Genomic DNA, 24,958 nt, shown 5'->3' with positions numbered 1-24,958 from the left:
TTATTACACAACCGCAGGATTATAAATCATCGTAAAGTGTCCTTGTAATAATTCAATGTGACAAGGTGTATGAAGCGAGCTTTCTCCATCTGTATCTACTTCTTTTTCTTCTTTCGTTTCAATATGAATGGATTTCGCTTTTACGTGGAAGATGTCATTTTCATTTGAGTCTTCAAATAGTTTCTTTCCGATGTAATCTTTAAATGCTTGAATACCTGTTGATTTGACTACGAAAATATCAAGTGTTCCGTCATCACATTTTACGTTCGGAATAAAGGATGGAATACCACCAAGATATTCACCATTTCCAACCATGACAAGGACAGCTTCGTCTTCATATACTTGTCCGTCATAAGTAATTTTTACTGGGAATGTTTCAGCATTTTTTACAGTTCGAATTGTGCTTAAATAGTAACCGATTTTACCAAGCTTTGCTTTTTCTTCTGCATCGATATTGTTTGATACTTCAGATACGAGTCCAATGCCCCAGAAGTTTAAGAAATGTTGTTCATTTGCTTTTGCAACGTCAACTGGTTTTATATGTTCTTTTGTAATAAGTTTTGCCGCTTCTGCAATGTTTTGCGGAACACCAAGTGTGCGAGAGAAGTCGTTGCAAGTTCCACCTGGAATGATTGCAAGTGTAGGTCTAGTTTCGAGAGGTGCTAAGCCATTTGTGCATTCAAATACTGTTCCATCACCACCAAAGACGATAATTAAATCTACTTTACTAGCAAACTCTTGGCAATATTTTGTTGCATCACCTTGTTTTTTCGTATGAAGGATATGTAGATCAGGAAAAGCTGCGGCAAGAGGTGGTACGATTTTTGTTAAATTTGTATGTAAGTCACCTTGACCAGCTTTCGGATTTACGATGAGGAGTACTTTTTCAAATTTTGTCTTTGTCATATTTCATCTCTCCCTGTAGTTTGTAATGGAAAGAAAGGAGCTGTTCCCATGTATTTTAGAACAGCTTCTCCCTATTAATTGGATGCTAAGATTGTCAGTTATTGTCGGTAAGTCGATATATTTAAAAAATCGCCGATATACATTTTATGTACTATCAATTTTTTAAGTTATACGATTACTCCGTTACAACTGAAGCAATAAATGGTAAGTTACGATATTTTTCCGCACAGTCGATACCGTATCCAACGATGAATTCGTCTGGAATTTGGAAGCCAACATATTCAGCTGTTAAGTCCACTTTACGGCGTTCTGGTTTATCAAGTAAAGTACAGAACTTAAGTGCCTTTGGTTTATGCATAAAGAAGTGGTCTTTTAAGAAATGAAGCGTTAAACCAGAATCGATGATATCTTCTACGACAATTACGTTTTTTCCAGTAATGTTTACGTCGATATCTTTTAGTAGTTTCACTTTTCCAGTAGTTTCTGTTTGATTTCCGTAGCTAGATGCAGAGATAAAATCAATTGTTACATCGTTTTTAATGTGACGAATTAAATCAGCAGCAAATACGAATGAACCTTTTAATACTGCGATAACTACGATTTCTTCTCCTTCAAAGTCACGTTCGATTTGAAGTGCTAGTTCTTTTACTTTTGCTTGTAATTGTTCTTCAGAAATTAAAGTGTCTTTTATTTCAATATTCATTGTAATCCTCCTACAGTGTAAAACTTATGAACATTTCGACTGTAAAGGATAGAATAGAAAAAGTCAAAGGAGATAGTAATTTTTTACAAAGATAACGACAAAATCATCTGATGATATGATATACTAAGTACAATAAGAAAACGCTTCCATAAAGGGTGGATATGATGAAGAAGAAACAGTACACAAGTGTAACATTTATAAAAGCATTACTTTTAACAATTGTTCTTGGCCTGTTGGCTTACGTAATTGATGTACCTGCGATTCGTATTTCATTAATTGGAATGACTTTAGTGTTAGGAGCAATTTCGCACGGTATGATGTCGCAGCTAAAAGAAGCTGGACTTGATGATATGAGAGATCATATAGATAAAAAGTAAGAAACCTTCATTATATAGAGTGAAGGTTTTTTTGTTTCTTACAAAAATGTAAGGTAGTTGTAAGGCAAATCGATAGTTGCATAATAGCATTTTGGATAAACTATGGGTGTAAGGTAAAAGGCAAGCATATTTTAGGTAAATTAAGTTTTAGGCACTCTATATGTGAAAAAGGAGTAGGAGGGCATGGAGAAACGTTGGACGACCTTTTCTTTTTTAGCGACTAGTAACACCGTAATGCTAGATGGAAAAATGGATTTTTTGCACTTGTTTGATCGTGAAGATGATCATTCTTCTTCTAAATTTACAATGAAATGGAATAAATGGAGCGAAAGTTGTAGGTTTGAAGAAGAGGCCCCTAACGAAAAGCAAAAGATTATTTTAACAAACCCTATTAAAGCGTGGGTTGTTCAACGTCGTAAGTGTAACGTCAAAAATCACTTCAAGAAAACTGAGCCGAGACAATTAGTTATCGCTCCGGCCCGTTCTACTTCCAAATCACGCGAAAGTAACATGTAGATATTGAGACACACACCCGAAAAAACATCGTACATATTGCGATGTTTTTTCTTTTTCTACAATGAAATCTTTAAATGAAATATATTTCATCTGCATCTTATATTTATATCGCTTGCTTATTCTAGTAATACATCCGATGCGAGTTGATGTGAATAAAGTATAAGGAGAGAATGAAGATGAAAAAGAGACTATTACCAATTTGTGCAATGGCACTTTTAACAGTAGGATATTCTTCAGTAGCGAGTGCTTCTACTGGAACAGTAACAAAGGAAGAAGAAGCGCAAGTGCAACAAGATAAAGCTAAAAAAGAAGAAGCAATTAAGGAACAGCAAAAAAATGAAGTAGAGAAAAAACAAGCGGCACAAGTACAAGAAAAAAATAATATGGCTAAAAAAGAGGAAGCAATAAAAGCTGAGAAAAAGAGTGAAGAAGAGAAAAAGAGAATAGCGCAAGAACAGTTAAAAAATGATATGGCAAAAAAAGAAGCAGCGATAAAAGTCGAGCAAAAGAATGAAGTAGCTAAAAAAGAAGAAGCAAAGCCAGTTGTACAAGGTGAAAAATTACCAAACACAGCATCAAATAATGTAGCAATGATGGGATTAAGTGCATGTCTTGTAGCGATAGGTACATTATTTGGTTTGAATCGTCGCAATAAGGTTAAAGCGTAAATAAAATATTTTCCTATAAAGAATGGGATAATTTCATATATTAAAAATGGTAGGTTACTCCTACCATTTTTTGCATGGAGGGATGAAGAATGAAGTTACTCAATTATATCGGTATCATATTGATGGCTATAGGGCTATTCATGGGATCCTATTACGCTGTGGAATGGTATAAAGGAAAAAGCTCTGCCGGGCAATTAACGGCAGAAGAAATAAAGAGCCTTAAAAATATACAAGATACTCAACTTTCTCATGAAACACCTGTAACTTCTCAAGTGCCTTCTTCTCAAACAGAACATAAAGAAGGAGAAAAGGTAGCACTGTTAAATATACCGAAAATAAAGAAGAAGTTTTCTATATATTGGGGAGCGGATGATACGACTCTGAAAAAAGGAGTTGGTATGTTTGTTAGTGATTTAACGACAACCCCATCTGGAGGAGGACATACTGTACTGAGTGGACATCGAGATACTGTATTTACAGATTTAGGAGAGTTGAAAGAAAAGGATACCCTTGTTTTAGAGTATGATAATAAAACGTACACATATGAAATTCAAAAGACATGGATTACTCATGCGGATGATCGTACTGTTATTATAAAAAAAGAAGAACCGATATTAACACTGACAACTTGTTACCCATTTGATTATATAGGGGATGCACCAGATAGATATATTATCGAGGCGAAGTTAACTGGCAGTTATTCAAAATGAAATTATAGTTTCTGAAAGCAGGAGGGGGATATATAAGTTATGTCAAAAAACATTTTAATTGTTGAAGATGAAGATATATTACGTGAAATATTAAAAGATTATTTTTTAAGTGAACAATATGTAGTGTTTGAAGCGAGGGACGGGAAAGAGGCTTTAGCTGTATTTGAAGAAGAAGAGGTTGATTTAGTTATTTTAGATATTATGTTGCCAGAACTCGATGGATGGTCTGTTTGCCGAAGAATTCGAAAGACGTCCGAGGTGCCTATTATTATGCTAACGGCGCGCGTAGATGAAGACGATACGTTACTTGGTTTTGAACTTGGGGCAGATGACTATGTGACGAAGCCGTATAGTCCACCCATTCTATTAGCAAGAGCGAAACGATTATTAGAAAGTAGAAAAGCATCGAAGAAACCTTTAGAGAACGAAGATGATATGTTATCGATTCATGGCATCCACGTCCATTTTCCGTCACGTACTGTTACTGTTGATGAGGCAGATGTTAGTTTAACGCATACGGAGTTTGAAATATTAGTGTATTTCATGAAAAACCAAGGAATTGTACTAACAAGGGAACAATTAATTTCAAGAATTTGGGGATATGAATTTGCTGGTGATGATCGAACGGTTAATAGTCATATTCGTAATTTAAGAAATAAATTAGGAGAGAAAGCAAAGTACATTACAACTGTAGTACGAACAGGTTATAAATTTGAGGGAACTGTATGAAGAAAGGAATTGTACTAAAATTATTTACTCTTACAACAGCATTATGTATGTTAATTTTAGCGACGATATTTATTGGACAAACGATATTTTTCAAACAATATTATGCGAATCGAAAAGTGGAAGATATTAAAGTGAATTTAAATTCCTTTGAGAAGAATTATTTAAACTACACAGGAACTGCAGAAGGAATCCAGAAACTTGAGCAAGACTTTTTTAGGGAAAATAATACGTGGATTACGACACTAGATCAGAATGGGAATTTAAAACATGTGGATGATTTTTATTTTGAGGTAACGATAGATCGTAGGCAACAAAAGAGCTTTGGACAACAACTATTCAAGATACCCTTACACAATCTCGTCAATATAGAGGAGATTGATAATAAATCATCAGAGCATTTTTTAGGACAAGAGATTTATTTTTCTGGAGTGAGAAAAGAAGATAGTTTTATTCCATTCTCTTTTTCTTTATCTAAGCAGAATTTAAGCGGATCTAATAAACCGTTAGAAAAAGCATTTCAGGAGAAAATAAAATTAGATGAGGAGAAAAAGAGAGCAGTTGGGGAGCAACTTGCTAAGGAAAAGAAACCAGCTGTCCAGGAAGAAGCTGCTCAGGAATTAGGCGTTTACATAGGAGGACGTGTTACAAAAGTACAGTTACCAGATGTAAACGGTCCTGTGAATCCAATTTATAAAAATAGCATATTTTTAGATAATATTAAGGGTTTTCAAACCGATTTATTATTAAAAGAAAGCAATAAAATACGATATACAACACAAACAATGGATTATGAAAAGAATGATATAAAATATAAATTATTAATTAAGCCAATAAAAGAAAAAGACGGATCAGTAGCATATATATATGCAATGGCTTCTTTACAGCCTGTAGATGAAGCTGTACAAATGGTGCAAGATTATTACATATACATCATTGCATTTGTAGTCGTTCTTATTTTTTTAGCTTCGTTTTATTATTCAAAGCAAATTGCCAAACCGTTATTAAAAATAAATGATACGACGAAGAAAATAGCGCATTTAGATTTTACAGAAAAAATACCGATTACTTCAAAAGATGAAATTGGTGATTTATCGAAAAATATTAATATACTTTCTAATAAATTAAATTCTCATATCGGACAGCTTGAACAAGATATTGAAAAGGAAAGAAAGTTAGAAAATACACGGAAAGAATTCATTTCTGGTGTTTCGCATGAATTAAAAACACCGCTGAGTATTATGAAAAGTTGCATTTCCATTTTAAAAGACGGGGTAGCTGAGCATAAAAAAGAGTATTACTTTCAAGCGATGGAGAGAGAAGTAGACAAAATGGATACTTTAATTTTGGATATGCTTGAGTTAGCTAAATTTGAATCTGGTACATATAAAATGAAAAAGGATTTATTTTATATTGATTCAGTAATTGAAGATATATGTGAATACCTTTCTGTGGAGATAGAGAAAAAAGAACTTCGTGTTCATAAAAATATAAGTCCATTTGAAGTGATTGCAAATCAAGGCCGGATTGAACAAGTCATCGTGAACTTCATTACGAATGCAATACGTTATACACCAAATAAAGAGGATATTATTATTTCGACAATAGATGATAAAGATCGTATAAAAGTGTGCATTGAAAATAAAGGTACTCACATTGAAGACGAACAATTAGATAAAATTTGGGATCGTTTTTATCGCGTGGATACAGCTCGGCAGCGTTCACAAGGTGGGACGGGGCTTGGGCTTGCTATTTCAAAGAATATTTTAGAACTACATGATGCTGAATATGGGGCAGGAAATACAGAAGATGGTGTGTTATTTTATTTCTATTTACCGAAGAAAGCGTAGACAATACAATCTGCGCTTTTTTTAAGTTATTTTCATATTATCTTTACCTAATCTTTATTTTTAAGAGATATAATCTTGTTAGAAAATGAGGTTATGTAAGGAGTAGATTAGCCGTGAATAGCAATTTACTAGGTGTGATGGTATTTATTTTTCTTTGTGCATTTATTGTATTTATTATTGATATTACTCACTGAGAATTTTGATATAAAAAAGGCGCTAGTTAAGCGCCTTTTTTTTGTGAATTCATTTGATAAGCACTAATGCTCTTGAATAAGCGTGGTGAAGTGAGAAATAAAAATATAAGTAAAACTGTACATAAAATAAAAGAACCAAGCATTGTACTTCCATTTACGATTAATGAATATAACACAGCCGATTGACCTTTCGGTGCATATTGTCCCCAGAAAATAATACCGGCAATAAAGTGACAGAAATAGCGAGCAAAGCTACCGATAAATGTGGCAAGGATAATGTAAACAAGGATTTTCTTACCATGGTTTTGTTTTGCTGAAGGTTTTTCTTTGCGACTACCTAAAGTTAATTGTTCATTGCTATTCTCATTAGATACTAGAAGTGCTTTTTGAATTGGACGATAGAATAAGCCAGCAAATCCAATAAAAGCAAAGGCAATGAAGTACTCAATAAATGCTTGAACAGGTGTTAAAATGTAAGCATCACCTACAACAATTTGTAATAATCCCCAAATTAAGCCACCTAAGAAAGCAGATTTAAAGCCCCAGCGATATGCAATAATAAAAATAGGAATCATAGCAAATGAAATGGAACCGCCTGTTGGAAGTTTAAGTGATAATGGTAAAATGTCGATAATCATGGCGAAGGCTGCAAGAATAGCAGATTCGATCATCGCTTGTAAATTGGTGTTACGCATGTTGTCTCCCCCTAAATCCAAGTTGTACAAAAAAGAATAGATATCATAGGAGGATACGAAATACGTAAATAAAAATGAGGCATGTATTTCGGACGTTTGCACAATCCCTGCGTAAGCATTAACTAACAGGTTCGAAGGGTCGGAACGAAGTGTTCCCTCTCAGCGACATGGCTCCCCCAGTGATAACGAGATTCTTTATTTGCTACCGTTTATTGTAAGCGAAATGGATGAGAATGGCAAACAAATACAGTATGACAATGATTGAAATAGAATTGTAGCGAAATGTTAATAAATATGAAGCAAAAGGGTATAGTACAAGAGAAATAGAGTGTGCTATAATTTTTCTGAAAATAATTATCATTCTCTTCTGAGGGGGAAGGTTATGAGCTTAGTAGATATTAAAATCGGTGAGAAAGTGTTAGTAAAAAGCGTTCAGTCGTTAGATCAATTATTAAAGAGAAGACTAGCTGCTTTCGGTCTTTCTGAAGGAAGCGAACTTCGTATGAAGCAGAAGGCGATGTTCAAAGGTCCTTGTACATTGGAGTGTCGTGGACAGTTAATTAGTATTCGTCATTGTGACGCGAAAATGATAAAGGTGGAATTAGCGTGAATAAGGTAGCTTTGCTAGGGAATCCGAATACAGGAAAGACATCATTATTTAATGCACTTACTGGTTCTTATGAGTATGTAGGAAACTGGAGCGGTGTAACAGTAGAAAAAAAGGTTGGTAAATTAAAAGATAGACAAGGAACATTAATTGATTTACCAGGTGTTTATGATTTAAATCCAGTTTCGCGTGATGAAGGTGTTGTAACAAACTTTCTATTAACAGAAGAATTTCAGCATATGTTAAATATTGTGGATTCCTCGCAGTTTGAACGAAATATGCATTTAACGTTGCAATTACTTGAATTTGGTAAGCCAGTTTCAATTGGTTTAAACATGGTTGATGTGGCGAAGCAAAGAGGAATTGTAATTGATGTAAAACGATTATCGGAACTCTTAGGTGTAACAGTTGTGCCTGTCGTTGCAAGAAGTGGAAAAGGCTGTGAAGAACTACTTGCGACTCTTAAAGAAAATGACAAAAAAGAGAAAAAGCCATTCCTTATTTCATATGGTGTACAAATGGATGAAGGAATTGGAGAAGTAATTGCTCTTTTAGAGACAGTGAATTACGAGCATCCGAGATGGCTAGCGCTTCAATTTTTAAGCAATAACGAAGTAGTAGAAAAAGAAATGAAAGCATTACCAATTTATAAGGAACTCATAGCCATTCGATCTCGCTTAGAAGGAAAACTTGATTGTACGTTAGAAGAGCACATTTACAAAACTCGTGAAGCGTATATTGAAAAGTTAAAAACAAATGTTATGAAGCATGAGAAAGAAGGAAAAATTCCTTTTTCAGAAAAAGTTGATAGATTAATTACACATAAAATTTTAGGACTTCCAATCTTTTTAGCAGTTATGTTTTTTATTTTTCAGGTTACGTTTACGTGGATTGGTACACCTTTATCGGATATGTTAGATGAGTTTTTTGGTGGTCAGCTTACGGATTGGGTGACGGCTGGACTTACAAGTATTGGAGCTTCTCATTTTATTCAAGCACTCGTTACAGAAGGTATTATTGCCGGTGTTGGTGCTGTATTAGTATTCGTACCACAAATCTTTGCACTATTCTTTTTCATTTCATTATTAGAAGACTCAGGATATATGGCGCGAATTGCAGTTGTTATGGATAGAATTATGGAGTTTTTCGGTTTAAACGGAAAGGCATTTATCCCGATGATTATCGGCTTTGGATGTAACGTTCCAGGTATTATGGCTGCGAGAACGATTGAACAGGAAAAAGAACGTTTACTTACCATTTTAGTAACACCATTTATGTCTTGTTCAGCACGATTACCTGTATATGCATTATTTGCGGGCGTATTCTTCCCGCATAGTCAGGCGACTGTTGTATTTTCTTTATATGTTGCAGGGATTGTTCTCGCGTTATTAGTTACAAAAATTATGTCTCTTACGATTTTGAAAGCGGAAAAGTCTATTTTCGTAATTGAACTACCACCTTATCGTGTGCCACAAGCGAAAACGTTATGGCTGAGCACGTGGGAGAAAGGGAAAGGGTTTGTTCGTAAAGCTGGTACATTCATCTTTGGTGGTTCGGTTGTTATTTGGTTATTAAACTATGCAGGTCCATCAGGATTTGGCGTTGATATGGGAGATAGCTACTTAGCGATGATTGGTGGATTTATCGCACCGCTATTTGCACCGCTCGGGTTCGGAACGTGGCAAGCTGCAGCATCCCTTTTAACAGGATTTTTAGCGAAAGAAGTTGTCGTTTCTACAATGGCAATTATTTATGCAGTTAAAGAAGATGTGCTTGGAAACGTAATGGGAGCACATTATACAGCATTATCGGCTTATGCATTTATGTTCTTTATTTTATTATACGTTCCATGTTTAGCGACGGTGGCTGTTATTAAACGTGAAACAGGATCAGCGAAATGGACGATTTTCTCAGTCGTTTACCCGCTTGTTGTTGCTTATGTATTAACGCTTATTATATACCAAGTTGGATCTTTACTAGGATTCTAAAAGGAGATGTATAATGATGGTCAATATTATAATTGGAGCTATCATTTTTGGTTATGCAGCATACACGTTAGTTAATTTTGTAAAGAGAAGTAAAAAAGGAAAATGCGCAGCATGTTCTTTAAATAAGTCATGTCAGTCGAAAACTTGTAGTCCGGATATGGAACAAGTTGCTCATAATAAATAGAAAAAAGCTTTGCGAATTTCGCAAAGCTTTTTTGTTTTACTTTTTAAATTTTACAAGTTGAGAAGCTTCTACGCCTTTGTAACCAGGAAATTCTTTACTTGGGTCTTTATCAAATTTTAATACACCTACAGATTTTTCATCACCTTTTACATTGCTGTAAGTTGCGTCATCAACAATCGCATACATATCTGTATATGCACGGCCACTTCCGATAATTGTGTTGCCTTCATATTTTAATTTTGCCCCATCAAGTGTAGTATTTTCTACTTTTTCTTTTGCAAATAATACACCTTGTTCTGTTGTTATAGCTGGTAATTTATCAAGTGGTTTCGTGTTGTCTTTTTCATCAACTTTGTTAAGTAACTCTTTTTTCACTAGTTCTTCACCAGTTTTCTTATCCATTACAAGAACTTTTTTACCATCTAATGTTGTCATTTTCATTTTATAGAAGTCTTTTTCTTTCACTTCTTTTTTGTTTTTATCTGTAATTTGCTGAACTTGTTCTTCTGAGCCATACAGTACAAAGCCGTTCGCTTTCTCTCCTAATAAAGAACAACCTGATAATGCTCCAAATGAAATTGCCGCTGCTAATCCGATTCCTACTAATTTTTTCATGATGACTTCTCCTTTTATCTGTTTTATAGTAAATACAATTTTTGTATTATTGCTTACATGTGAAGAAGCATGTTTGTTGCTTCTGGTATTAGTGTATAAGAAATATCGGAATGCAACTATCGAGTTAGCTTACAGTAACATTACAATAATGTAATTTAGTGAAAGTGCATAAAAATAAGTCAATTCTGAAGAGAATTAATGGGAATATATTAGAAATACAATATTTTATCTGGAATGTCATATTATATTGGCTATATTTTGGAAATAACATGTAAGGACATCTTTGTTTTGTTATAATAAACACATAGGCTGTAAAAATGAATATTCTTTACTGTAAAGGGAGATTCTTAAGTTTTCCAAGTAGTGAATTTGAAATATGAGGTATATCATAGGAGGAATTTAGATGTCTGTATTTAAACGATTAAGAGATTTAACAATGTCAAATGTGTATTCGTTAATTGAAAAAGCGGAAGATCCAGTTAAGATGACTGATCAATATTTACGCGATATGCAAGCTGATGTACAAGAAGCTGAGAAAAGTGTAGCAGCTCAAATCGCACTTGAGAAGAAATTCAAAATATTATTTGAAGAGCAAGAAGCACTTGTGAAAAAACGTGAAGAGCAAGCTCATATGGCTGTTCAAGCTAATAACTTAGATCTTGCGCGTCGTGCATTAGAAGAAAAACAAAATGCAGAGCAAAAGATGAATGAGTATAAAGCAAGCTACGAGCAGAATAAAGCTGCTGCTGATAATCTGCGTCTTAAGCTAGAAGAAATGCGCAAGCAATTAACAGAGCTGAAAAATAAACGTGAAACACTTGTAGCACGTGTAAATGCAGCGAAAGCACAGAAGAATATTAATCAGGCGATGTCTGGATTTGATTCAAATTCAGCAAAAGCTGGTTTAAGCCGTATGGAAGAGAAAGCTCTTCAATTAGAGGCTGAAGCGGAAGCAAGCGGTGAAGTTTATAAGAAAGAAAAGTCATTAGATGATGAATTCGCAAGCTTAAACAAAAATTCTGCTGTTGACGATGAATTAGCTCGTATTATGAAGCAGTATGAGAAATAATATAGAATAGAGACAAATGAACCGACATGTCTAAATATATTCATGTCGGTTTTCTATTATATTTAGAGGAGGTTTTGCAATGACATGGATGAATGTAGTTGCCATGCTTGTATGGACTGGAGCGAGTGCAGTACTTTTATTTGCAATTATGTGGGTTGATTCAATTTTTACAAAATACAATGATTTAAAAGAAATCAAAAATGGAAATACAGCTGTAACAACTCGTTTTATTATGAAATTATTTGCACAAGGGTACATTTTATCCCAATCAATTACGAAAGCAAATGACTTATGGCAGGCCCTTCTTGCTTCAGCAGTTTCTTTCGTTATTTTATTAGTGGTAGAAATGTTTATCGAATTCGTATTAAAGAAAATGGCTGGTTTAGATTTAGAAGAAGGTACGAAAGAAGGCAGTGTTGCTCACGCGATGTTGGCTGGATCATTACATATTGTTGGTGCACTTATTTTAGGTGCTTGTTTATAAAGAGAAAAGGAGGGATAGATCATGAGTTTATTTAAACGAATTAAAAATATAATGAAAAGCCCAGAGCCACCGAAGCCGGAAAAGAGTCTTTTAACGTTAGCTCCTGGCGATATGATTGAAGTTTCGTTAGTTATGTACGAATTGACCGGGAAAACGAGTATGCATTCTCGTAAAGAAATTGTTTTAACACTGCAAGATGGAAAAGACATTCGTTATTTAAAAATTGAAGACCGTGAAAATACGTATTACAAATTATATACACCAATTGATGGTCGCTTAGATTCAATTGAGGAAATTCCGACGACAATTGAAATGGATGATACTGAGTATCATATGGAAGAACAATATAACGGACGTGTTGTTGTGATGGGGAAAACACCATTCTCCGCTTCAGAGGAACAGTACGTATGGGAATTCCAATCAGATAATCGAAAATTATTGCGTATTGAATGGCAAAATGGTCGCACAATGATGTATGAGGGAGAAGCAATCATTCCTGCTGATGTACAAATTATAAGAGCAACGTAAGGGGGCGTAATCATGTCAAACCGATTGTTTACCATGATTAAATCGTTTGTAATCCCTATACTTGCTATCGTTATATTACTTGTTGTTGCTGGTTATGCCTTATCAGGTTGTCAAGGCGGGCAGACAAAGTCGATTCAAGACCGTTATCCACTTGAGTCTGTCGCAAAGGAAGGTAAACAAGAATCTTACGTGTATAGGGCCGCCAATCGGTCAGTTCCTGAAGTAGCGAAGGAACTCATTAACGAAAGAGAACCGAAGCAAGCATCTAAAGAAGACGAAAATCAAATGTTCCTCGTTTATTCTGATAAGATTTATAACCTGCAAAAGGATAAGGAGAAACCATCTGATACGTTAATTGAAATAAGTAATAAAGAATTTGTCCGTCAAAATTACCAACCGTCCTTCTTGCAAGGATATATTATGGGTAGCATATTAAACGATATATTCGGTTCAAGAAAATCATCGCCCGGTGATTATCGAGGATACAATGACAGACAAAATCATAAACCAGTTATTCCAGAGAGACCACCTACGAAAGAAGAAAAGAAAACCCCACCTCCAATTACGAAGGAAGGGAAAGGGTCTATCATTAAGCGAGGCGATAATGTAGATTCGAAACCATCAGTAGGTGATAAGGGAAGTATTACTGAAAAAGGAAGTAATACGACGCCCCCACCTTCTACTGGAAGTAAGGGTAAAATTACAAAAACACCAGGCGGTTCAAGCGGATCAGATGTGAAGCCGAAATCATCTATTAAAACGCCGCCAAGAAATACATCTCCTCCGAAAACGAGGGTTGGTGGTTCAGGAAAAATTACGAAGAGAAGATAGTTATAGAGGCCGAAAAGTGGAATTTGCTTTTCGGTCTTTTTTATTATGGAAATCAATTCCTTTTAACTGATACAATTAAGACATAAGGAGGGGATAGTATGACTATGTATAAAAGATTTAGTGTAATTATGTTCCTCGTATTATTCTTGAGTTTGTTTATTAGTACAACGATGAAATTTCACTTTATAGTAGGTATTTTATGGATACTATGTATATGTACTCTCTTTCTATATGTTCCGCTGCGCTTTCAAGAGGAAGTACCCGCCTTTCAAAAATACGTAGCATGGATTAAGAGAGGAAGAAGATGGGGAGAGTAAAATTATATCAGCGATTATTAAAATATAGCGACTTACCGACAAAGACTGCAACTTAATAATAAGAAGAGGGTGTGCCAAATTGTTGGCACACCCTCTTTTTCATAACGATTAATGAATATCACGTTTCTTGAAATTACCGCCTTTTACTTCTGCTACGTCATAAACTGTAATAAAGGCGTGTGGATCGATTTCATTAATAAGTTCTTTCATTTTACTTTCTTCTAAACGGTTAATTACACAAGAAATTTCTTTGAATTTCTCTCTTGAATAGCCACCGTATACTTCGTTATATGTTGCACTTCGGCCTAAACGATCGCGAATTGTTTCTACCATTAATTCAGGCTCTTTTGTGATAATTTTAAATGCTTTCGAACCACTTAAACCAACTTCAACGATATGAATCACTTTCGAAGCGATAAAGTAAGCAATTGCCGAAAGGATAGCTCCTTGAAGGCCGAATACCGTTGATACGAAAATAAATACGAACATGTTTAAGAATAAAATAAGGTCACTCGTTCCAAATGGTAACTTACGAGAAAGCAATACAGCAAGCATATCGATTCCATCTAATGCCCCACCGTTACGTAATGCTAGTCCCATACCAAAACCGATAATAATACCACCAACAACTGTAACTAATAATGTATCGCCTTCGATAATAGCTGGTATTCCGTGCATGACAACGGTACCTACTGCTAATGAAGCGATTCCAATAATAGAATAAATTGCAAAGCTTTTACCGATTTGCTTATATCCTAACCAAACGAAAGGAATGTTAATAACTGCGATTAGAGCTCCTAATGGCAATCCAAATAATCTTGAACTAACGATACTTAAACCAGTCACACCACCGTCTGATACGTTATTTGGAATTAATACTGCTTCTAATCCGTACGCTGTAATAAATGCCCCAATAATAATCATCAAAGCTTTCGAAGCAATTTTTAGCTTATTGGGCTTGTTTTTGATAATTTTCTCCATATAATTTCCTCGTTTCAAACTAGTTTCTTGTTTGTTACATAATTCACACCTAAATTTCATTTTAACATTTAATTTGAAAAAATTCTCCTTTAATGGATGTATGCAGGGAATATTATGACCATATTATTAATTTAAATACAACTGTAGAAGATTAGAGAGTGGTCATAATTTTAATATGAAAAAGTAGAATGGATAGTATGGATATATTTGGGGCACTAATCTTAGGGAGGGGATTCTGTGGGATACTGTACGAAATGTGGAAATGAAACGAACGAGGGCAACGAGTTTTGCGGACAGTGCGGGGAGAGTCTTAGCTATAAAACGGTAGAGGGAAGTTTTCCGAATAGCAGTTCTAATAGTAGTATAGAAGTTTTTTCTTTAGTTGGTTTCATCACTGGATTAATATCATGGTTTATAAACTTATGGGGGCTTATTGGTAGTGTAGCTATCGTATTTTCTATATTGGGTTTAAACAAAAAAGTGACGGGTACGAGTAAAACATTTGCTATTGTTGGAGTGATTTCTGGAATAATTAATGTGTTGTATGCTGTTACGTTATTTATTTAAATTTGATGAACGAAAAGGTATAAAAAAGTCCCCTGTGCATAAAGCATTCAGAGGAATTTTTATTTGATAGCTATTAAGAAACAATAAAACTAATTACTGTTAGGAATAAAGCGAAGCCTAAAATAGTTCCACATATTTTCATATGGCGCTTACGTCCCATAACAACAATCGCGACATATTCACGAATCATTGCGTTAGGCCAGTAATAAAATGCAGTTTTTGATCCGATTCCTTGGCTATTAAGGCCAGCTTGTCTTGCGTATATACCAGCGCGGAAAAGGTGGAAATTATTCGTTGTAAAAATACTTCTATACTTACCTTCTGGTTTTAAAGAATCCATAATTTCTTTAGAGAACAACATATTTTGATATGTGTTTACAGAGCGATTTTCTTGCACCGTATGTTCAAGAGGAATTCCTTTTTCAACAGCATAATTTTGCATCGCTTCTGCTTCTGGAAGGCCTTCATCTGGACCTTGACCACCAGAGAAAATAATTGTTGGTGGTGTATTCACAGCTGCTTGTTTCCAATAAAAGTCGATAGCTTTATTAATACGACTTGCAAGTAAAGGTGGTACTTTATCATTAATTAAGCCGCTACCAAGAACGATTATGAAATTTTGATTACGTCTTGGTCTGTTGAATTGGTATAAAAAATATGCGCTTAAGAAGTTAGATAAGTGTATAAAGAAATAGAAGCTTATAAGAGAAATAGCTGCAAAAATAGGCTCTAAATGCGATGAGACTAGACTTGCTGGATTTATGATAGGGAGTAACATAAAGAATAACATCCCTAAAGCAGCAAGGAGTGTTAAACAGTTAGTGAACCGTCTTCCTTCTCGCTTCATTAAAATTCTAGCATTAAGAAATAACCCAAACATTAAAGTAACAATACCGAAAGGAAGCATAATGAGAAGTGCTAAAATAGGTAAAATTATAATATAGCGTAGGACAGCATTATCTGAGTTCAAAGATACAATTACACAAAAAAGAAGGAAAAAACAGATAAAGGCATTAAATAAAAAACCATTTATTATTTTCCGCGGATCTTTTAAATACGAGATAAGAAAAATAATAAACAATATAAGAGGAATAATTCCAAAATACAGCATAAATATAGTACACCTCAATTTGTATAAGAATTTGACATACCTTTTATATTACATGATTTTATAAGTGAAAATGAAAGAAAAAGGATTTTGAATTTTCTCAATAAAATATATAGATATGTATGTTACAATATATTCAAAGCGATATATTAAAAGTAAAATGGTTGAAAAGGCACTCAGTAGAGTGCTTTTTCTTTTTGTATGCAATTGTGCATATTATATTTTTTTTCAAATGAAGAGGATTACAATATAAGTTGTAGACAGACTTTATAAACCAGAATTTAATACAAACATTTTCCTCTACTTTTTGTATCTAACAATCGTATAACAATAAATAATTCTGTTTTATAGTGTCTGTTTATAAAAGGTGTCTTTTTTGAAGGCGCCTTTTTGTTATTAGTATAGATAGTTTTCACTGTTAACATAGTGAAAACTATCTATACTAAACATTAGCAATCTTCCGTATAAATATTATCAATTTACTATATATTCCAGTGGTGTTAACCTACATATGAAAGGCTTTCTTTTTCAAAATATTACCCCTAATAAAATTTTGAAGAAGTCAACTGTCTCCAAACTTGTCTTTATGCTTAAGGAAAAAGCACTCAATTTGAGTGCTTTTTCTTATTGAAACATGCTATTTTTCTAGGCGATTTTCATAAAATAAAAGTAAAGAAATGAAAGTGGGTGACAAAATGCCAGCAGTTGTGGAAGGTGTTATTATTGAAAACTGCAATGGAACAATTAATGTAGGTGATAAATATAACGTACAGCCGATTGAAAAGACGAAAGCTTACAATGGATCGGGATCATCAAATACAGGAATGAAAGTACAAACGTTTAGCGGGATTAGTACGGCGGATGTAAGGGATAATGATGTGTATGATCAAGTTATTCAATCAACGTTATAATTTTAAAATGCAAAATTGCATAAAGTAACATGTTTGTTGTATGTTACACTTTAGCTGTGAGCTGTTAATGATTCTTCTGTATTATAGTTGTTAGATTGGAAATATAACATCTTATCGAAAATCATACATGAAAAAGACACTTCAACCGAAGTGTCTTTTTTTATTTTAGTGATACCCTTTAGCAGAGTCTTTATGAATTTTATTTTTAAAGATACTGTAGCTCCAAAGCTGATATCCAATAACGATTGGTACCATGACCATTGCAACGAAGAACATAATTTTTAAGTTTAATTGACTACCAGCTGCGTTGTATAACGTTGTACTGTATGCATCGTTAATACGAGATGGTAACATTCTTGGGAACATACCTGCAAAGCCAGTTGTCATAAACATTGCGATTGTTAGGCAAACGAATGTGAATGCAAGGCCAATTTTATGTTTGTACACCATAATAAGTGCGAGTACACTCATTAACATTGCAAGTACTGGAAGAATGAATAGTACCGGATATTCCGTAAAGTTTTGGAATAAGTTTGTCCGATTAGTAGTTGCTACATAGAAGATAGCTAAAATAATAGCTGCTGCCATTGAAAATGGTCTTGCTATTTTATAAGCACGATTAGATACTTCACCAGTCGTTTTAATCATGACCCAAAGGGCACCGGATACGACAAATATAGCAGTGAAGAAAAGACCACCTAATATACCGTAATGGTTTAATAAGCTAAGTAAATTTCCTTCATAGCCATTTTTTCCGATTTGTAGTCCGTAATACAGGTTAGCAAATGTAACACCGAATAAGAAGGTGATTAAGAAACTGCCAATTGTAAAGGTCCATTTACAAGTTTTTTGCCAAATTGGTGAATCATCTTTATGCATGAATTCCAGTCCAGCGGCACGAGCAAATAGTGCAAGTAATACTAAGAATAACGGTGTATATAGATAACTAAACATATTTGCATATGTGACTGGGAAGGCAGCAAATGTTGCGCCACCAGCTGTAATTAACCATACTTCATTACCGCCCCAGAACGGGCCAATTGCTTCTTGTAATTGATTTCGTTCTTGTCGGTCTTTCGTAACGAAAGGAAAAATCATTCCGTTACCAAGTGCATACCCATCAAGAATGAAGTAAACTGTCCAAATCACGCCCCATAAACCGAACCAGATGATTGCAAGCATATCATGAGACATGAGCCACACCTCCTTCAGTAGCAGGTTCTTCTAATGCTGCAGGTCCTTTTTTCGCGAACTTCAACATTAAGTATACGTCTGCGATTAAAAGTAAAGTGTAGAACAAAATTAAACTAATTAATGAGAACCAAATTTGTGGAACTGATATAGGCGATACAGATTCTGCTGTACGCATTAGTTTATATACTGTCCATGGCTGACGACCTACTTCAGCGACAATCCATCCTGCGTTAATCGCGATATAAGGAAGTAAGACAGACCATATTGTAATTTTTAAATAACGTTTTGAGTTTTCTAGTTTTCCTTTTCGGTTTAAATAGAAGCCGTACCAAGTTAATGCCATAAAGAACATACCAAGTGCAACCATTAAGCGGAAGCTATAATACACGAGGTTAACATTTGGACGTTCATCTTTCGGAATATCTTTTAAACCAACAATTTCGCCATCAAATGAGTTTGTATAGAAAAAGCTTCCGAGTTTTGGAATCGTAAGGAATTCAAAGTTCTTCTCATTTTTTACATCAGGAATTTGAACAATTGAGAAGCCTTGTCCTTTTCCAGTTTCCCAAACTGCTTCCATCGCAGCTCCTTTTGCTGGTTGATATTTAGCTGCTGATACACCAGATTGATGTCCCATAAACGGTGTAATTGTTGCGGCGAATAAACCTAGCATTAAACCAAACTTAAATGATTTTTTGAAGAATTCCACTTCGTTTTTACGTAATAAGTGATAGGCACTAATTGCCATAACGAAGAAAGCCCCTACGATATAACAACCAATGACAGTATGGAAGAACATATTCCAAGCATATGGATTTGTAACGAGTGCCCAGAAGTCATTTAATTCAGCGCGGCCGTTACGTACTACGTAGCCAATAGGGTTTTGCATAAAGCCGTTTGCTGTAATAATCCAAAGTGCGGAAATATTTGTTCCAAGTGCAACCATCCACATACAGAAGGCACGGAACTTTGGTGAAATTTTGTCTTTACCGAATAACCATATTCCCATGAAAGTAGATTCTAAGAAGAAGGCAACAAGTGCTTCGATTGCGAGAGGTGATCCGAAAATATCTCCCATATATTTGGAGTACTCAGACCAGTTTGTTCCAAATTGGAATTCCATCGTAATCCCGGTTATAATCCCCATTACGAAGTTAATTGTAAATAATTTACCCCAGAAATTTGCCATTTTACGGTATGTTGGATTCAATGTGCGGGCGTATTGAGTTTCCATACATGCTACTAAAATAACAAGTCCGATTGTCAAAGGTACAAATAAAAAGTGATAAAAAATAGTAATTGCAAATTGAAAACGACTTAGTAACAGAACGTCGGACATAATAAATATTCACTCCTTTTTTACATTATCTAAAATCAGTTTATAGTGAAAAAACGTTTAAAGTATGTGAGACTTGTTACAAAGGTGTGTGTATATTTTGAAAGAATTATGTCGATTATCTGAAAACATCCTATTTTTACTATAAAGCAATATCCTTTTTGAGTTTTTTAAATTTTGGTACACTATATAAGTAATGTAAATGAGAGAAAAGAGGGTTCTTTACTATGAAGTCATTAGAAGAGATTTTACAATACAATGAAAAATTCGTTGAAGAGAAAAGATACGAAGAGTATGAAACAGGAAAATTCCCGAATAAAAAAATGGTAATTATCTCTTGTATGGATACTCGTCTTGTTGAATTATTACCAAAAGCAATGAATATGCGTAATGGTGATGTGAAAATTATTAAAGTAGCAGGAGCTGTTATCTCACATCCATTCGGAAGTATTATGCGTAGTATTTTAGTTGCTGTATATGAACTTGGTGCTGATGAAGTTTGTGTAGTTGGTCACCACGATTGCGGTATGGCAAAAATTCAGGCAAGCAGTACAATTGAGAAGATGAAAGAGCGCGGTATAACAAATGAGAAATTAGATACACTCCGTTATTCTGGAATCGATTTAGAAAGATTCCTACAAGGGTTCTCTAGTGTAGAAGAAAGTGTAGAACATAGCGTATCAATACTTCGCAACCATCCATTACTTCCAGAAGAAGTACCTGTTCACGGTCTTGTTATCGATCCTGATACAGGAAAATTAGATCTAGTTGTGAATGGTTACGACAATTAAGAATTTACTTTGTCATCCTTTTTATCTGGGACAGGATCAAATCCTCCCGGGTGGAAAGGGTGACATTTTAATATACGCTTACAAGTAAGCCAAAAGCCTTTAAGTGCACCATGTTTTTGAAACGCCTCTAATCCGTAATGAGAACAAGTCGGATAAAAACGGCATGTTGGTGGCGTCATGGGAGAAATGAACTTTTGATAAAAGCGTATAATCCCAATAAAAATCTGTTTCATAACGGTCTCCTTCTCAGCATATTCTTAAAGTATTATAGCACGACTGTACATAATACTTTACTAATGTGCATTTCCGTTATATCATATTGGATATAACGGAATTAAATTAAAAGCGGGAGAGATGTTTTATGCCATCAGTAGAAAGCTTTGAATTAGATCATACGATTGTAAAGGCACCTTATGTAAGACATTGCGGAGTTCACAATGTAGGTAGTGACGGTATTGTAAATAAATTTGATATTCGTTTCTGCCAACCGAATAAACAAGCAATGAAACCAGATGTTATTCATACGTTAGAACATTTATTAGCATTTAATTTACGTAAATATATTGATCGTTATCCGCATTTTGATATTATCGATATTTCACCGATGGGCTGCCAAACAGGATATTATCTTGTAGTAAGTGGAACACCAACAGTTCGAGAAATCATTGATTTATTAGAACTAACATTAAAAGATGCGGTTCAAATTACAGAAATTCCAGCTGCAAATGAAACACAATGTGGTCAAGCGAAGCTTCACGACTTAGAAGGAGCACAACGCTTAATGAACTTCTGGTTAAGCCAAGATAAAGATGAACTTGAGAAAGTGTTTGGATAAAGAAAAACTGCCTGTGAAAAGGCAGTTTTTTTATTTGTAAAAGAGAAAAGTACAGGTTTTATAGAAAAACAATGAGTTTCACTTATGAGCATTTTTAAGAAATGAAAGGCAGTAGGTGAATATCTTAATGAGAGCTCCTGTTTGAAAAACAGGAGTTTTTTGTGTGAATGGAGTATTGACTTTAACGTATACGTCAAAGTTTATAGTGAAGATAAATAAGGCGTGAGGAGGAAACGATGGATAAGTATAGCATTGGTGAAATTTCAAAAGAAACGAATGTAACGACGAGAACACTTAGATATTATGAGGAAATTGGATTGTTAAAACCATCGTACGTTGCCGAGTCAGGGTATCGCTACTATTCAAAAGATGATGTGATTACATTACAGCAAATCACGACTTTTAAAAAGCTTGGTTTTAAGCTGTCGGAAATAAAAGAAGTATTAAAAGAAAAAAAGGGGATTTCAGAAGAAGAAAGATGGAAAAGTGCAATTCAAAATGAAATTCAAACAATACAAGCGGAAGTAAAAAGATTACAGGATTTAGAAAAGCAACTATATACAACATTTCATGCCATTGAATTAACAGGAGAGCTTAGAACAGAAGATTTAATGTTATTTATAAAATCAGTACAGGGAATTGATCAGAGAGAAAAGTTTAGGAAAAGGTATTTTACTGAGGAAGAAAAGCAAATCATTCAGGATTTACCAACGTTTGAAGAAGATGACGAAAGAATGAAAGAGTGGTTACAAGTATTAAGAGAAATTCGCCAGCGTATAAATGAACCAGTAGATTCACCAGAAATGCAACAATTGGCGGAAAAAGTAGTGACTTTTTCAATGCATGTATTTCAAGAAGATGAACAATTAATAAATAAGTATTGGGAATTAATTAGACCTGAAGAGGGAGAAATTGCAAAAGTATATGGACTTGATTCGGAAACAATGAAGTATATAGATGAAATGGTGGAGTATTATTTGAAAAAGGAGGAAGATAAATGACAGCCACGCAAAAAGAAAAGCTATATGGAAAGGAGCACGCACGATTAGAGCGGCAATACTTTTATAAACATGTGGGGATTTTCATTTTTGCACAGCTTCTATTTATTTTTATAGTAGGGCTTGTACCAGCTCAAGAGTTGCCAAGCGGTTCCTATTTCCTTCATATGAAAGAGTGGATTTTAAATAAACAAATTGGATTTTATAAAAATGAAACGATTAATACGATTACAAGTGTCTGGACATCAGTGCTTATTATTCATTTTATATGGGCGATGTCTTACATTCTTTTTCCGAAAAAGAAGCGTAATTCTTCGAAACAAGAAACAAGAGAAGAGATAAAAGAAGAAGTGAAAAAGAAAAAGGAGATTAGCATAAATAGGGCGTGGATGTATTTAGTATTTGGGGGCTTAATTGAAATATATTGGGCGACAGGATTAAAAACAAATTCAATGAGTATTTTGACACTCATTGCAATTTTAGTGAGCTTTCAACTACTAATTGAAGCAACTAAAAAAATTCCAATTGGTACGGCATATGCAGTATTTACTGGAATTGGTACAGTTGGAACGATATTAGTAGATATTTTATATTTCAAAGAACCATTTTCGCTCATCAAAATTTTCCTCGTTTGCTTATTGGCACTATTTATTATCGGATTGAAATTTAGTGGGAATAAGGAAGAGGTGAAATAAAGTGGCATGGATCTATTTAATTATAGCTGGGCTCTTTGAAATTGTCGGTGTAATTGGGATAAAGAAAGTAGCAAAAAATAATAGTTGGACGAATAATATTATTTTAATAGGTGGTTTTATTATTAGTTTTCAATTTTTAACGATGGCGCTTCAAGAAATTCAGTTATCGATCGCATATGCAGTTTGGACTGGAATCGGAACGCTCGGGGCAGCAGTTGTCGGTATTTTATTTTTTCAAGAACCTAAAAACGCTTTTCGGATTATTTGTATTGTTGGGATTATGGGGACGATTATTGGATTGAAAGTAGTGAGTTAAAGAAGAGCACACAAGCTCTTCTTTTTTATGGAAGTATGTCAGAAATCCCAACGAAGAAAGTGATTATCCCAACTATAAAACAAAAGATAGCTTTCGATTTTTGCTTTTGTTGTATTTCAGCAACTCCCGAAAGAATAAATGTGATGCTTAAAAGGATAAATACATAAGAGAAAAGAATAGAAATTCGTGTAAAAAGACTAAAAAAAGCAAGAATAAAAGCAATAGCAGATAGTAAGATTCGAAGGTTTGTTAGCATAGTATCCTCCAATTTATTAACTGTTTAAAAAATCCAAATTAGTGAGAGGTAATGGTCAGTAGGTGATTGGAAATTACATGTTATCTTTAGTGAAAGTAGTTCGATATTACAATGAAGAGCATAAGACTAGAAACGAAAAAATGCGAGATACCCATTGATTTTCTTCCGGATTTCAGTTCATTAATTCCTAGAAGAATAAAGAAACAACTGAGAGCAAATTGCATGTATGGGAGAAGTGTGAAGTTGTCGGTAGCAAGAGAATAAGTGCAAAGAGAGAGGGTGAGAAGCATGAAAAAATAGCGTAATCCAGTTAGCATTGTATACCTCCTTTAAAGAGACTATTTATCGAAATATTTCTGAGAAGCCAAGAAATAAAGCACCAGCTCCTGCTAACAGAGCAAGTATACTACCGCCTTTTTGCTGTTTTAAGTTTTCCTCTATACTAATAACGAAAGCCATCATCCCTAAAAAGATGAACATATAAGGCATAATTTCTCTATTACTAGTAAAGAAACTATAGATTGCTATACATAAAGCAATAAGTGATAAAGTAATCCGTACTCCTTTTAGCATAAAAGACCTCCTCTATTTTATGTAGGTAATAATGAGAACAATCCAAATGAAAGCACCGGCAATAATACAAATAAGTCCAGTTGCTGACTCCTTTTTCTTTATTTGTTCAAATGCGATGAGAAACATTAAAGCCCCTAATAGAAATTGTGAAAGAGGTAGAAAATTATTTTGACCTGTATATAATCCAATTGCTGACATAACGATCACAGTGAGTGCGATTGTGATGCGGAGTATACGAAGCATACTATGAATCCTCCTTATTCTTTTTTGTATAAGGATTATCTTCTAGTTTATCGACGGAATGTTTATAAGCATAGCCTTTATTAATTGTCATGATGGAGAGTACGAGGATGAGTAGGACGATGATAATACCGATAATTAATATTTTGAACATAAAACCCCTCCTTTTCTTTATTTTACATAATTTTG

The 24,958-nt window shown here is 34.3% G+C and carries 34 protein-coding genes and 1 riboswitch; of the genes, 21 read left to right on the top strand and 13 right to left on the bottom strand.

Annotated elements, in window-relative coordinates; genetic code table 11:
• Positions 1 to 3: 3 nt before the first annotated feature.
• Complete coding sequence (locus MHI26_RS24775; protein ID WP_000167896.1) at positions 4 to 906, bottom strand: diacylglycerol/lipid kinase family protein; 903 nt, start codon at positions 904 to 906, stop codon at positions 4 to 6.
• Between the two features lie 175 nt (positions 907 to 1,081).
• Positions 1,082 to 1,609, bottom strand: coding sequence for a hypoxanthine phosphoribosyltransferase (gene hpt, locus MHI26_RS24770; RefSeq protein WP_001019295.1), 528 nt, complete (start codon positions 1,607 to 1,609; stop codon positions 1,082 to 1,084).
• A 161-nt stretch (positions 1,610 to 1,770) separates the two neighbouring features.
• Here hpt and MHI26_RS24765 point away from each other — a divergent pair, with 161 nt between their 5' ends.
• From MHI26_RS24765 to MHI26_RS24740, 6 genes are all read left to right on the top strand, one after another.
• Positions 1,771 to 1,986, top strand: coding sequence for a hypothetical protein (locus MHI26_RS24765; protein WP_002001286.1), 216 nt, complete (start codon positions 1,771 to 1,773; stop codon positions 1,984 to 1,986).
• A gap of 183 nt (positions 1,987 to 2,169) precedes the next feature.
• Entirely contained in the window at positions 2,170 to 2,502 is a 333-nt protein-coding gene (locus MHI26_RS24760) for a hypothetical protein (protein ID WP_000415616.1), read from the top strand.
• 176 nt (positions 2,503 to 2,678) lie between these two features.
• Positions 2,679 to 3,170, top strand: a complete 492-nt coding sequence (locus MHI26_RS24755) for an LPXTG cell wall anchor domain-containing protein (protein WP_000746716.1) — start codon at positions 2,679 to 2,681, stop codon at positions 3,168 to 3,170.
• Between the two features lie 89 nt (positions 3,171 to 3,259).
• Complete coding sequence (locus tag MHI26_RS24750) at positions 3,260 to 3,880, top strand: class D sortase (protein WP_000771571.1); 621 nt, start codon at positions 3,260 to 3,262, stop codon at positions 3,878 to 3,880.
• A gap of 39 nt (positions 3,881 to 3,919) precedes the next feature.
• Positions 3,920 to 4,609, top strand: a complete 690-nt coding sequence (locus MHI26_RS24745; RefSeq protein ID WP_000041842.1) for a response regulator transcription factor — start codon at positions 3,920 to 3,922, stop codon at positions 4,607 to 4,609.
• A complete protein-coding gene (locus MHI26_RS24740; RefSeq protein ID WP_000715420.1) occupies positions 4,606 to 6,456 on the top strand; it encodes a sensor histidine kinase in 1,851 nt (616 codons plus the stop codon). Before MHI26_RS24745 ends, MHI26_RS24740 begins: the two co-directional genes overlap by 4 nt.
• 220 nt (positions 6,457 to 6,676) lie before the next feature.
• Here the strand turns inward: MHI26_RS24740 and thiT are convergent, their stop codons facing one another.
• The gene (gene thiT / locus MHI26_RS24735; RefSeq protein WP_001246582.1) at positions 6,677 to 7,345 is read right to left on the bottom strand and encodes an energy-coupled thiamine transporter ThiT; all 669 of its coding nucleotides are present in this window, start codon (positions 7,343 to 7,345) and stop codon (positions 6,677 to 6,679) included.
• Positions 7,346 to 7,431: 86 nt separating this feature from the next.
• Positions 7,432 to 7,533, bottom strand: a riboswitch (TPP riboswitch).
• Positions 7,534 to 7,727: 194 nt separating this feature from the next.
• Between thiT and MHI26_RS24730 the strand changes: the two genes are divergently transcribed.
• Genes MHI26_RS24730 through MHI26_RS24720 form a run of 3 tightly spaced genes read left to right on the top strand, consistent with a single transcriptional unit; the run spans position 7,728 to position 10,124 of the window.
• On the top strand, positions 7,728 to 7,955 hold the full coding sequence (locus MHI26_RS24730) for a FeoA family protein (protein ID WP_000060519.1): 228 nt from the start codon (positions 7,728 to 7,730) through the stop codon (positions 7,953 to 7,955).
• Positions 7,952 to 9,940, top strand: coding sequence for a ferrous iron transport protein B (feoB, locus tag MHI26_RS24725; protein WP_001044856.1), 1,989 nt, complete (start codon positions 7,952 to 7,954; stop codon positions 9,938 to 9,940). The genes MHI26_RS24730 and feoB overlap by 4 nt, the downstream gene beginning before the upstream one ends.
• Before the next feature lie 13 nt (positions 9,941 to 9,953).
• Positions 9,954 to 10,124: a FeoB-associated Cys-rich membrane protein gene (locus MHI26_RS24720; protein ID WP_000989593.1), complete on the top strand. Its 171-nt coding sequence runs from the start codon at positions 9,954 to 9,956 to the stop codon at positions 10,122 to 10,124.
• Between the two features lie 36 nt (positions 10,125 to 10,160).
• Here MHI26_RS24720 and MHI26_RS24715 read toward each other — a convergent pair whose 3' ends face one another.
• Complete coding sequence (locus MHI26_RS24715) at positions 10,161 to 10,739, bottom strand: lipoprotein BA_5634 family protein (protein ID WP_061667111.1); 579 nt, start codon at positions 10,737 to 10,739, stop codon at positions 10,161 to 10,163.
• A 403-nt stretch (positions 10,740 to 11,142) separates the two neighbouring features.
• Between MHI26_RS24715 and MHI26_RS24710 the strand changes: the two genes are divergently transcribed.
• The 5 genes from MHI26_RS24710 (at position 11,143) to MHI26_RS24690 (ending at position 13,968) form a co-directional block, all read left to right on the top strand.
• Positions 11,143 to 11,808, top strand: a complete 666-nt coding sequence (locus tag MHI26_RS24710) for a PspA/IM30 family protein (protein WP_000110281.1) — start codon at positions 11,143 to 11,145, stop codon at positions 11,806 to 11,808.
• A 79-nt stretch (positions 11,809 to 11,887) separates the two neighbouring features.
• Positions 11,888 to 12,292 (top strand): DUF350 domain-containing protein, encoded by a 405-nt coding sequence (locus tag MHI26_RS24705; RefSeq protein WP_000220086.1) that lies wholly within the window; start codon positions 11,888 to 11,890, stop codon positions 12,290 to 12,292.
• A gap of 21 nt (positions 12,293 to 12,313) precedes the next feature.
• Positions 12,314 to 12,820: a DUF4178 domain-containing protein gene (locus MHI26_RS24700; RefSeq protein ID WP_000051755.1), complete on the top strand. Its 507-nt coding sequence runs from the start codon at positions 12,314 to 12,316 to the stop codon at positions 12,818 to 12,820.
• 12 nt (positions 12,821 to 12,832) lie between these two features.
• Positions 12,833 to 13,651, top strand: a complete 819-nt coding sequence (locus tag MHI26_RS24695; protein WP_000071186.1) for a DUF4247 domain-containing protein — start codon at positions 12,833 to 12,835, stop codon at positions 13,649 to 13,651.
• A 98-nt stretch (positions 13,652 to 13,749) separates the two neighbouring features.
• Positions 13,750 to 13,968 (top strand): hypothetical protein, encoded by a 219-nt coding sequence (locus tag MHI26_RS24690; RefSeq protein ID WP_000180095.1) that lies wholly within the window; start codon positions 13,750 to 13,752, stop codon positions 13,966 to 13,968.
• Positions 13,969 to 14,076: 108 nt separating this feature from the next.
• Here the strand turns inward: MHI26_RS24690 and MHI26_RS24685 are convergent, their stop codons facing one another.
• On the bottom strand, positions 14,077 to 14,949 hold the full coding sequence (locus MHI26_RS24685; RefSeq protein WP_000411244.1) for a YitT family protein: 873 nt from the start codon (positions 14,947 to 14,949) through the stop codon (positions 14,077 to 14,079).
• 237 nt (positions 14,950 to 15,186) lie between these two features.
• Here MHI26_RS24685 and MHI26_RS24680 point away from each other — a divergent pair, with 237 nt between their 5' ends.
• Positions 15,187 to 15,516 (top strand): zinc ribbon domain-containing protein, encoded by a 330-nt coding sequence (locus MHI26_RS24680; protein WP_000540173.1) that lies wholly within the window; start codon positions 15,187 to 15,189, stop codon positions 15,514 to 15,516.
• Positions 15,517 to 15,589: 73 nt separating this feature from the next.
• Here the strand turns inward: MHI26_RS24680 and MHI26_RS24675 are convergent, their stop codons facing one another.
• Positions 15,590 to 16,627 carry a YdcF family protein gene (locus MHI26_RS24675; RefSeq protein ID WP_061667112.1) on the bottom strand — a complete coding sequence of 346 codons (1,038 nt, stop codon included), beginning with the start codon at positions 16,625 to 16,627 and terminating at the stop codon, positions 15,590 to 15,592.
• Positions 16,628 to 17,301: 674 nt separating this feature from the next.
• Here MHI26_RS24675 and MHI26_RS24670 point away from each other — a divergent pair.
• Positions 17,302 to 17,535 carry a spore germination protein gene (locus MHI26_RS24670; RefSeq protein ID WP_003308072.1) on the top strand — a complete coding sequence of 78 codons (234 nt, stop codon included), beginning with the start codon at positions 17,302 to 17,304 and terminating at the stop codon, positions 17,533 to 17,535.
• 165 nt (positions 17,536 to 17,700) lie between these two features.
• Here the strand turns inward: MHI26_RS24670 and cydB are convergent, their stop codons facing one another.
• Positions 17,701 to 18,729: a cytochrome d ubiquinol oxidase subunit II gene (gene cydB, locus MHI26_RS24665; RefSeq protein ID WP_061667113.1), complete on the bottom strand. Its 1,029-nt coding sequence runs from the start codon at positions 18,727 to 18,729 to the stop codon at positions 17,701 to 17,703.
• On the bottom strand, positions 18,719 to 20,068 hold the full coding sequence (gene cydA / locus MHI26_RS24660; protein ID WP_061667114.1) for a cytochrome ubiquinol oxidase subunit I: 1,350 nt from the start codon (positions 20,066 to 20,068) through the stop codon (positions 18,719 to 18,721). The genes cydB and cydA overlap by 11 nt, the downstream gene beginning before the upstream one ends.
• A 224-nt stretch (positions 20,069 to 20,292) precedes the next feature.
• Here cydA and MHI26_RS24655 point away from each other — a divergent pair, with 224 nt between their 5' ends.
• A complete protein-coding gene (locus tag MHI26_RS24655) occupies positions 20,293 to 20,856 on the top strand; it encodes a beta-class carbonic anhydrase (RefSeq protein WP_000838173.1) in 564 nt (187 codons plus the stop codon).
• Here the strand turns inward: MHI26_RS24655 and yidD are convergent.
• A complete protein-coding gene (yidD, locus tag MHI26_RS24650; RefSeq protein ID WP_000809334.1) occupies positions 20,853 to 21,089 on the bottom strand; it encodes a membrane protein insertion efficiency factor YidD in 237 nt (78 codons plus the stop codon). The two genes, MHI26_RS24655 and yidD, sit on opposite strands and share 4 nt — an antisense overlap.
• A gap of 128 nt (positions 21,090 to 21,217) precedes the next feature.
• Between yidD and luxS the strand changes: the two genes are divergently transcribed.
• From luxS to MHI26_RS24630, 4 genes are all read left to right on the top strand, one after another.
• Positions 21,218 to 21,691, top strand: coding sequence for an S-ribosylhomocysteine lyase LuxS (gene luxS, locus MHI26_RS24645; protein ID WP_001141371.1), 474 nt, complete (start codon positions 21,218 to 21,220; stop codon positions 21,689 to 21,691).
• Between the two features lie 236 nt (positions 21,692 to 21,927).
• Positions 21,928 to 22,692, top strand: coding sequence for a MerR family transcriptional regulator (locus MHI26_RS24640; protein ID WP_061667115.1), 765 nt, complete (start codon positions 21,928 to 21,930; stop codon positions 22,690 to 22,692).
• Positions 22,689 to 23,384 (top strand): DMT family transporter, encoded by a 696-nt coding sequence (locus tag MHI26_RS24635; RefSeq protein ID WP_000127524.1) that lies wholly within the window; start codon positions 22,689 to 22,691, stop codon positions 23,382 to 23,384. The genes MHI26_RS24640 and MHI26_RS24635 overlap by 4 nt, the downstream gene beginning before the upstream one ends.
• A 1-nt stretch (position 23,385) precedes the next feature.
• A complete protein-coding gene (locus tag MHI26_RS24630; RefSeq protein WP_000312334.1) occupies positions 23,386 to 23,700 on the top strand; it encodes a DMT family transporter in 315 nt (104 codons plus the stop codon).
• Positions 23,701 to 23,725: 25 nt separating this feature from the next.
• Here MHI26_RS24630 and MHI26_RS24625 read toward each other — a convergent pair whose 3' ends face one another.
• The 4 genes from MHI26_RS24625 to ytzI form a co-directional block, all read right to left on the bottom strand.
• The gene (locus MHI26_RS24625; protein WP_000957185.1) at positions 23,726 to 23,956 is read right to left on the bottom strand and encodes a DUF3953 domain-containing protein; all 231 of its coding nucleotides are present in this window, start codon (positions 23,954 to 23,956) and stop codon (positions 23,726 to 23,728) included.
• A gap of 342 nt (positions 23,957 to 24,298) precedes the next feature.
• On the bottom strand, positions 24,299 to 24,529 hold the full coding sequence (locus MHI26_RS24620; protein WP_061667116.1) for a DUF3953 domain-containing protein: 231 nt from the start codon (positions 24,527 to 24,529) through the stop codon (positions 24,299 to 24,301).
• Between the two features lie 12 nt (positions 24,530 to 24,541).
• Entirely contained in the window at positions 24,542 to 24,772 is a 231-nt protein-coding gene (locus MHI26_RS24615; RefSeq protein WP_000944464.1) for a DUF3953 domain-containing protein, read from the bottom strand.
• 1 nt (position 24,773) lies between these two features.
• Complete coding sequence (gene ytzI, locus MHI26_RS24610; RefSeq protein ID WP_000472795.1) at positions 24,774 to 24,923, bottom strand: YtzI protein; 150 nt, start codon at positions 24,921 to 24,923, stop codon at positions 24,774 to 24,776.
• Positions 24,924 to 24,958: the final 35 nt, after the last annotated feature.

This window comes from Bacillus sp. FSL K6-1218 (assembly GCF_038006445.1).
GTDB classification, from domain to species: domain Bacteria; phylum Bacillota; class Bacilli; order Bacillales; family Bacillaceae_G; genus Bacillus_A; species Bacillus_A thuringiensis_S.
This window is presented reverse-complemented; position numbering and strand designations above follow the sequence as displayed.

What these genes read in the sequence shown, in the direction of transcription:
- luxS (WP_001141371.1), top strand. Translation starts at nt 21,218, where the DNA reads ATGCCATCAGTAGAAAGCTTTGAATTAGATCATACGATTGTAAAGGCA.
- MHI26_RS24700 (WP_000051755.1), top strand. Translation starts at nt 12,314, where the DNA reads ATGAGTTTATTTAAACGAATTAAAAATATAATGAAAAGCCCAGAGCCA.
- MHI26_RS24655 (WP_000838173.1), top strand. Translation starts at nt 20,293, where the DNA reads ATGAAGTCATTAGAAGAGATTTTACAATACAATGAAAAATTCGTTGAA.
- MHI26_RS24705 (WP_000220086.1), top strand. Translation starts at nt 11,888, where the DNA reads ATGACATGGATGAATGTAGTTGCCATGCTTGTATGGACTGGAGCGAGT.
- MHI26_RS24720 (WP_000989593.1), top strand. Translation starts at nt 9,954, where the DNA reads ATGATGGTCAATATTATAATTGGAGCTATCATTTTTGGTTATGCAGCA.
- thiT (WP_001246582.1), bottom strand. Translation starts at nt 7,345, where the DNA reads ATGCGTAACACCAATTTACAAGCGATGATCGAATCTGCTATTCTTGCA.
- MHI26_RS24685 (WP_000411244.1), bottom strand. Translation starts at nt 14,949, where the DNA reads ATGGAGAAAATTATCAAAAACAAGCCCAATAAGCTAAAAATTGCTTCG.
- MHI26_RS24670 (WP_003308072.1), top strand. Translation starts at nt 17,302, where the DNA reads ATGAAAGTGGGTGACAAAATGCCAGCAGTTGTGGAAGGTGTTATTATT.
- MHI26_RS24760 (WP_000415616.1), top strand. Translation starts at nt 2,170, where the DNA reads ATGGAGAAACGTTGGACGACCTTTTCTTTTTTAGCGACTAGTAACACC.
- ytzI (WP_000472795.1), bottom strand. Translation starts at nt 24,923, where the DNA reads ATGTTCAAAATATTAATTATCGGTATTATCATCGTCCTACTCATCCTC.
- MHI26_RS24765 (WP_002001286.1), top strand. Translation starts at nt 1,771, where the DNA reads ATGATGAAGAAGAAACAGTACACAAGTGTAACATTTATAAAAGCATTA.
- MHI26_RS24710 (WP_000110281.1), top strand. Translation starts at nt 11,143, where the DNA reads ATGTCTGTATTTAAACGATTAAGAGATTTAACAATGTCAAATGTGTAT.
- MHI26_RS24715 (WP_061667111.1), bottom strand. Translation starts at nt 10,739, where the DNA reads ATGAAAAAATTAGTAGGAATCGGATTAGCAGCGGCAATTTCATTTGGA.
- MHI26_RS24615 (WP_000944464.1), bottom strand. Translation starts at nt 24,772, where the DNA reads ATGCTTCGTATACTCCGCATCACAATCGCACTCACTGTGATCGTTATG.
- MHI26_RS24730 (WP_000060519.1), top strand. Translation starts at nt 7,728, where the DNA reads ATGAGCTTAGTAGATATTAAAATCGGTGAGAAAGTGTTAGTAAAAAGC.
- hpt (WP_001019295.1), bottom strand. Translation starts at nt 1,609, where the DNA reads ATGAATATTGAAATAAAAGACACTTTAATTTCTGAAGAACAATTACAA.
- yidD (WP_000809334.1), bottom strand. Translation starts at nt 21,089, where the DNA reads ATGAAACAGATTTTTATTGGGATTATACGCTTTTATCAAAAGTTCATT.
- MHI26_RS24695 (WP_000071186.1), top strand. Translation starts at nt 12,833, where the DNA reads ATGTCAAACCGATTGTTTACCATGATTAAATCGTTTGTAATCCCTATA.
- cydB (WP_061667113.1), bottom strand. Translation starts at nt 18,729, where the DNA reads ATGTCTCATGATATGCTTGCAATCATCTGGTTCGGTTTATGGGGCGTG.
- MHI26_RS24620 (WP_061667116.1), bottom strand. Translation starts at nt 24,529, where the DNA reads ATGCTAAAAGGAGTACGGATTACTTTATCACTTATTGCTTTATGTATA.
- MHI26_RS24640 (WP_061667115.1), top strand. Translation starts at nt 21,928, where the DNA reads ATGGATAAGTATAGCATTGGTGAAATTTCAAAAGAAACGAATGTAACG.
- MHI26_RS24750 (WP_000771571.1), top strand. Translation starts at nt 3,260, where the DNA reads ATGAAGTTACTCAATTATATCGGTATCATATTGATGGCTATAGGGCTA.
- MHI26_RS24690 (WP_000180095.1), top strand. Translation starts at nt 13,750, where the DNA reads ATGACTATGTATAAAAGATTTAGTGTAATTATGTTCCTCGTATTATTC.
- MHI26_RS24740 (WP_000715420.1), top strand. Translation starts at nt 4,606, where the DNA reads ATGAAGAAAGGAATTGTACTAAAATTATTTACTCTTACAACAGCATTA.
- cydA (WP_061667114.1), bottom strand. Translation starts at nt 20,068, where the DNA reads ATGTCCGACGTTCTGTTACTAAGTCGTTTTCAATTTGCAATTACTATT.
- MHI26_RS24745 (WP_000041842.1), top strand. Translation starts at nt 3,920, where the DNA reads ATGTCAAAAAACATTTTAATTGTTGAAGATGAAGATATATTACGTGAA.
- MHI26_RS24775 (WP_000167896.1), bottom strand. Translation starts at nt 906, where the DNA reads ATGACAAAGACAAAATTTGAAAAAGTACTCCTCATCGTAAATCCGAAA.
- MHI26_RS24625 (WP_000957185.1), bottom strand. Translation starts at nt 23,956, where the DNA reads ATGCTAACAAACCTTCGAATCTTACTATCTGCTATTGCTTTTATTCTT.
- MHI26_RS24675 (WP_061667112.1), bottom strand. Translation starts at nt 16,627, where the DNA reads ATGCTGTATTTTGGAATTATTCCTCTTATATTGTTTATTATTTTTCTT.
- MHI26_RS24755 (WP_000746716.1), top strand. Translation starts at nt 2,679, where the DNA reads ATGAAAAAGAGACTATTACCAATTTGTGCAATGGCACTTTTAACAGTA.
- MHI26_RS24635 (WP_000127524.1), top strand. Translation starts at nt 22,689, where the DNA reads ATGACAGCCACGCAAAAAGAAAAGCTATATGGAAAGGAGCACGCACGA.